7 protein-coding genes are annotated in these 6,139 nt (G+C 62.6%); 6 read left to right on the top strand and 1 reads right to left on the bottom strand.

The genetic code is table 11. The features are described 5' to 3' along the window. The coding region (locus Q0579_RS07215) for a hypothetical protein (protein ID WP_298810609.1) at positions 1-310 on the top strand (310 nt) is incomplete at its 5' end. 143 nt (positions 311-453) lie between these two features. On the opposite strand, the gene Q0579_RS07210 is transcribed toward Q0579_RS07215, so the two are convergent. After that, positions 454-1,122, bottom strand: coding sequence for a TetR/AcrR family transcriptional regulator (locus Q0579_RS07210; RefSeq protein WP_066693440.1), 669 nt, complete (start codon positions 1,120-1,122; stop codon positions 454-456). A 68-nt stretch (positions 1,123-1,190) separates the two neighbouring features. On the opposite strand from Q0579_RS07210, the gene Q0579_RS07205 reads away from it, so the two are divergent. Genes Q0579_RS07205 through Q0579_RS07185 form a run of 5 tightly spaced genes read left to right on the top strand, consistent with a single transcriptional unit; the run spans position 1,191 to position 5,981 of the window. Beyond that, on the top strand, positions 1,191-2,279 hold the full coding sequence (locus Q0579_RS07205) for a catalase family protein (protein ID WP_298810606.1): 1,089 nt from the start codon (positions 1,191-1,193) through the stop codon (positions 2,277-2,279). Between the two features lie 22 nt (positions 2,280-2,301). Then, on the top strand, positions 2,302-2,997 hold the full coding sequence (locus Q0579_RS07200) for a hypothetical protein (RefSeq protein ID WP_066693438.1): 696 nt from the start codon (positions 2,302-2,304) through the stop codon (positions 2,995-2,997). Further along, on the top strand, positions 2,997-4,370 hold the full coding sequence (locus tag Q0579_RS07195) for a peroxidase (RefSeq protein ID WP_066693436.1): 1,374 nt from the start codon (positions 2,997-2,999) through the stop codon (positions 4,368-4,370). Before Q0579_RS07200 ends, Q0579_RS07195 begins: the two co-directional genes overlap by 1 nt. Position 4,371: 1 nt before the next feature. Further along, positions 4,372-4,821, top strand: coding sequence for a thioesterase family protein (locus Q0579_RS07190; RefSeq protein WP_069319930.1), 450 nt, complete (start codon positions 4,372-4,374; stop codon positions 4,819-4,821). Continuing rightward, positions 4,818-5,981, top strand: coding sequence for a patatin-like phospholipase family protein (locus Q0579_RS07185; RefSeq protein WP_114688833.1), 1,164 nt, complete (start codon positions 4,818-4,820; stop codon positions 5,979-5,981). Before Q0579_RS07190 ends, Q0579_RS07185 begins: the two co-directional genes overlap by 4 nt. Positions 5,982-6,139: the final 158 nt, after the last annotated feature.

The following is a 6,139-nucleotide window of genomic DNA, read 5'->3' as shown; positions in this document are numbered from 1 at the left end:
CGATAGGGCATTGCTCGATTATTTCGCTGGCAGCGAGGATCGAGACATTGCTGCTCTGATCGGACCCGGCCCACACGAAAACGTTCGCATCGTCCATGCCTCGGGCGATTTCGCGGTGCTGCGCGGCGATCTTGCCGCCATAAAGCCAATGCTTCAGTGCGACGCAATCCGGGAACTGCCTGCGGCGATCGGCCATTCGATTGAGGCGCCGTTCGCCGCCACGGCCTACCGCGCAGTGATCGACAGAATCCTCAGTGATTGCTTGGCATCGCGGAAACTGAGGGTCTGTCCACTTCGGGAGCGTTCGTAAAAATATGCCTAGGAGATAGCATCATGAGCCTTTTGCGACTGGCACTTACTTTGGCCGCCACCGCGACTTCCTAAGGCAGCCATCTCCGCGGTACCGCCCCCAACCGCATCGGCAACGTTGACTATCCTGCCGGGCGGCATCGATCAATCTTGCGCGAGCGCAGCGAACACATGTCGCATTTGTATAGAGGGAGGGGGATCGCTGCTTTCCTGAAGGGTCAAACCGGACCACAGCGAAAGAAGGATGCGCGCCAGTTGAATGCTCGGTATGACCGGCGTCAGGCCGGTACGTCGTAGCAGATGGGACATTACACCGGCGAAAGCGGACTCGTACGCGATCTTGACCGGTTCGAAGCGAGCACGGAACGCAGCGTTGCGACGTGCGTGAAGGTGAAGTTCGACCACCAGAACCGAATAGCTGGCGTCGACGGACAAGGCATCCAGACTGGCACCGATCGTATCCAGGATGGCTTCCGCCGTTTGATACCGGGTGTCTGCCACCAACATGTCGAACTTTCTTGCGAGGTTCGCCATATGCTCTTCGACCAGCGTGAAGAGCAGATCGTCCTTGCTGGCGAAATACGAATAGAATGCGCCCTGCGAAAAGCCGGCGCGTTCGCAGATGCCTCGAATCGAGGCGGCTGCGACCCCTCCTGCAACGATCAGCCCTATCGCGGCGTCGAGCAGTCGTGTCCGCGTCTCCATGCGCATCTCGGGACGCTTCCTGCGGCGTGGTACCGTCTGCGTCGTCGGTGTCGTCTCATAATCCACCGACACCAGATGCAGCCCGTTGGCGTCAAGGGCAACAGCCACACAGGCATTGCAACTAATATATCGCTTGATATGTTAATGACGCCCGCCTTCAATGAAAGCCGTCATCCGTGACCACCCGCCGCCCCATCGCCTATCGCGACGATCTCGAAATCGAGCAGCCCGAGGAAGCTGCGCTGACGCGTGAGATCGTGGCTCGAATGGCGGCGACACAGGCTGCTCACGCAGAGCGGCATCATCATGCGCACCGAGACGCACATGCGAAGAGCCATGCGATCCTGAAAGGGCGGATGACAGTCCATCAGGATCTGCCTGCCGAATTGGCGCAGGGCATCTTCGCCCACCCTGGCGAACATGAGATCGTAGCTCGACTGTCATCGGCGCCGGGTGATATTCACAGCGATGCAGTGCCGGCCCCGCGCGGCTTTGCGGTCAAGGTCATCGGCGTTGGGGGCGAGCGCCTGTCACCCACCCTCGGGGGGGCCAATCAGGATTTCCTGATGGTCAATTTTCCAACGCTCGCCTTTGGTACGATCGCCAAATACAAGGTCATGCTGGGTCTGCTTGAAAAGAACGCGGACGCGCCTGAGGCGGCGCAGCGGCTGATCGCCGCTGCCGCGCGTGGCGTGAAGGACGCTGTGGAGGCGCTAGGCGTCAGCCCTAATGCCACGCTTGACGGACTGGCGCGCGACCATGCGAACATGCTGGGCGAGACATTTCATACGCAGGCGGCAATCCGCTACGGCGATCATGTTGCGAAACTGTCGCTGGCGCCGGTCGGGGGGGTGGCCGAACTGACCGGACGGCAGGTCGAGGCGGGCTTCTCGACCATGCGTGACGCGGTAGTCGACCATTTCCGGCACGCCGGCGCCACCTACGAATTACGCGCGCAGCTATGCGTCGACCCGGATACAATGCCGGTCGAGGACGCGGCGGTCCTGTGGGATCCTGCCCTTTCACCGCATCGCGCGATCGCAACGCTGACCTTCCCTCCCCAGGATGCCTATGCCCCGGCCAGACAGGTGCATGGCGACGACCATCTCGCCTTCAACCCGTGGAACGGGGTCGCGGCGCATCGGCCGCTCGGCGGCATCATGCGAATCCGCAAGGCAGCGTATGAATCGTCCTCCAGCCAGCGGCACAGGCTGAATGCCGTGGCTCGGCGCGAACCACGCTCGCTTGATGAAATTCCGGACTGATCCGAACCAGAAGGAGCCGTTCATGGCCGACAGTAAAGATCCCAGGCTTGATGACGAAACCCGTCTGCAAGAGTTCCGTCGCCTCGCCGCAGAAATCGCCGCCGATGCCCCCACGCTGGCCAGGATCGCGATCGAAGGCTTGATCCGCAACCACAACCCTCTGTTCAAGGGCACCGCCGGGTCGGCGGGCCGGGCCGGCCGGCAATCGGGCAATGTGTCCGAACTGACTGCAATCGCCAAACTCAAGCCTGGCGGCGGCGACCGGCTGCGTCGCATCTTCAACCTGACCGGCGGCAATTTCGACGGCGCCCAGAAAGTTTCGACGCTGCATGACATGCGTTTCGTCCTGTTCGACGACGACACGCGCATCCTGTTCGCTACGGCGTACGACGGTGACTGGGATACCTATATCAACGACTTCGCGACCAAGATCCCTGACCTGATGGATCTCTTGTTCGCCAATGTCGAAGGGTGGCCGGGGATTGCCTCGCCTGACGTGAAGGATTTCATCGCCGATCACCAGATCGACGCGGCCGGTTGGTTCGTCGCCAACCCGCAGGTGACGGTTGTGGACGTGCGGCGGCTGCAGCGGATGGAGACGGCGCTCGATGCCTTCCTCGATACAATGGCCGGCAACACCGCTGTGGACCCCGCGACACGGGACGCGCTGGCCCTGCTGTCCAGGCAGGTGTCGGTGCCGCACGGAGTGGATTACTGATGGGTATCCTCCAGCACCTCAAGGACCGCTTCCGCCCTGACCGCGTGACGCTGCAGCTGGACGACATTCAGGCGTTGATCCTGCGCGCGCGGCCTGAACCGTATGTCGGCATTCACGCAATGCTTCACGTCGACGACGCCGCGGGTGGCCGCGATCTCCTGCGAAGGCTCGCGCCGCATATCCCTGCCGCAGCAGACTGGACCGAAGAGCTGACGGCATGGACCGGTGTGGCGATCAGTCACGCGGGTCTGAAGGCGCTTGGGGTGCCCGAAGGCTCGCTCGCCAGCTTTCCTCTGTCGTTTCGTCAGGGAATGGCGGCGCGCGCCGAGCAGCTGCGTGACGCGGGAGAGAATGCTCCCGAGCAATGGGAGGAGGCGTATCGCGACAATCGCTGCCACATCGCGCTCACCATCTTCGCTTCGGATCAGGCCCGGCTTGACGAAGCCACCGACCGGGCAATGTCCGAATATCATGCATCGAGCGGCGTGACGCTGATCGGAACACATCGTTTCGGAGCCGATGCGGATGCCAAGAACCCGTTCGGCTTTCGTGACTCGGTGTCGCAGCCGACCGTCGCGGGTGCCGGGGTCGATCCACAGCCGGGGCAGGAGCGCGCGATCGCGCCGGGCGAGTTCATCCTGGGCGAGGACAGCGAAACGGGAGCGCCGCTGGAGATACCGCAGCCTGACGCGCTGGGGCGGAACGGTTCCTATGTCGTGCTGCGCAAGTATGACAGTCGACCGGGCGCATTCAACGATTTCGTGCGCGGCCAGGCAAACGATGAGGCGGCGCAGGAGCTGCTGGCCGCCAAGATGTTCGGCCGCTGGCGATCGGGGGCACCGCTGATCCTGTCGCCGACCCGCGACGACGAAGAGCTGGGCGCCGATCCGGCCCGGCGCAACGACTTTGATTTCTCGGGCGACAAGGCGGGAATTGTCTGTCCGCATGGCGCGCACATGCGCCGCCTCAATCCGCGCGGTGAGCGACTGACGATCCTGACCGACGAAAACATCCACCGGATCATCCGCCGCTCTTCCACCTTCGGTCCGAAATGGTCGGCCGACCTGACTGCTGCCGACGATGGCGAGGACGATCGCGGCATCTTCTTCATCTTCATCTCGGCACGTGCGTTCGACACGATCGAGTTTCTGCAGCAGGAATGGATCAATCGCGGTAATTTCATCGACCTGGGGAAGGAGCGTGATCCTGTGGTCGGCCTGCATGAGGAACCCGGACGCTTCACCGTGCCTGCCGAGCCGGTTCGTCGCCGTATAGACGGTGTCACCACGTACAACCGGCTGCGTGGCGGCGAATATATGTTCATGCCTTCGCTCACCGCTTTGCGATGGATCGCGGCAGGATCGTGGAACTGAGATGCCTGACCATGGTCCGGGCCGCTACGTTGAATATCGGCATCCGATCAGGGTCGGTCCGGGAGCGATCGACGATCTCGATCATGTGAACAACGCCATCTATCTCATGTGGATGCAAGAAGCGGTCAACGCCTATTGGCGCAAGACCGCGCCGCCAGAACAGGTAGAGACGCTCGCCTGGATCGCGCACCGTCATGACGTGGTCTATCACAGGCCCGCCGTGCTGCACGATCTGATCGTCGCCGTAGTGCGCGTCATTGGTCATCAAGGATGTCGTGCCCACTTTGAAACTCGCTTCGAGCGAAACGGCGAAGACGTTGCCATAGTTGAGTCTACGCTGGTGTGCATCGATCGCGGGTCCAGGCAACTTGTGCGTATTCGTCCCGATCTTGCTCAGCATTTCTATCTTCGTGACACTGAAGCAACTACGGCTAGTGGAGCCATGCGATGACCAGACAGATCCTCCGCGCCGTTACGATAGCCGCAATGGCGTTTGTCAGTGGATGTACCACGGTGGAGCGCGTGCCGTTCACCGGGGCGCAAAGTGCCGCGGCCGCTATTGCCGGTGCGCCGGAGGTCCGTTTCTGGGCGGATCTGCCGGATGCCGCGCAGCGGATGCGACCCGATGTGCCGGCCGGGCAGCCAGTAACGATGCTGGCCCTTTCGGGTGGTGCTGACGAGGGTGCCTATGGCGCCGGTGTGCTCAACGGCTGGACGCAGAGCGGCACGCGTCCGGAGTTCAGCGTTGTCACCGGGGTCAGCACCGGGGCATTGATCGCTCCCTTTGCCTTTCTGGGCAAGGAAGGCGATGCATCGATCGCCCGGTTTTACACCAGCGTATCCGCAAGGGACATCTTCCATCCCCGCTTCCCACTTGCGATACCGGGATCGACCAGTGTCGCCTCCACCGCACCGCTTGCGAAACTGATCGCACGTGAGGTGACACCGGAACTTGTAGCGCGCATCGCGGAGGAGCAGGCCAAGGGGCGCCGCCTGTTCGTCGCCACCGCCAATCTCGACGCGCAACGCAGCGTGATCTGGGATATGGGGGCAATCGCCGCCAGCATGTTGCCGGACAAGGTCGAGCTGTTCCGGCGGGTATTGCTGGCATCGTCGTCCATTCCTGTGGTGTTTCCCCCGGTGGTGATCGACGCGTCCAGCAACGGGGCGCCCGTACGCGAGCTTCATGCCGATGGCGGGACGACCGCTGGCATCCTCGCAATCCCGCCGCAGCTCGCGGTCAGCGACGCGCCGATCGGGGACGCCGCCCGGCTGCACGTCTACCTGTTGATGAACAGCAGGCTTGGCGGCGATTTTCAGATGGTGACGCCGCGGCTCGTCCCGATCCTGAAGCGCGCCTTCGCGCTCAACCAGCAGGCAGCGCTGCTGACACTGGCGGAAACCAGCTACGTCTACGCGCATCGCCACGGCATCGACTGGAACTTGACGTTCATCGGGAACGACGTCGCACCCAGCGACCGCCTGTTCGAGAAGACCTACATGCGACGCCTGTACGCCTATGGCGTCGAGCGGGGACGCACTGGTTCGTGGCGCAAGACGCCGCCCACCCCGGCCGATCTTGCCGTCGCGGATCGTCTCGATCATCAATAGAACAGGATCATCGCGGTCGTGGTTCGTCGATTGCCGCGTATGGCCGGGATGACAGAATTGACGATGATCGGGGGCTGGGCAGGGTTCGGGATGGCACGCGCGACAATAATCGCGGCATCGCTGATGCCAATCGCTGCCGGCGCGGCAGCACAGGACGT

It is taken from the genome of uncultured Sphingomonas sp. (assembly GCF_936927845.1).
In the GTDB taxonomy this organism is placed as follows: Bacteria; Pseudomonadota; Alphaproteobacteria; order Sphingomonadales; family Sphingomonadaceae; genus Sphingomonas.
Note: the sequence above shows the minus strand (reverse complement) of the source record. Positions and strands in the feature narration are given on the sequence as shown.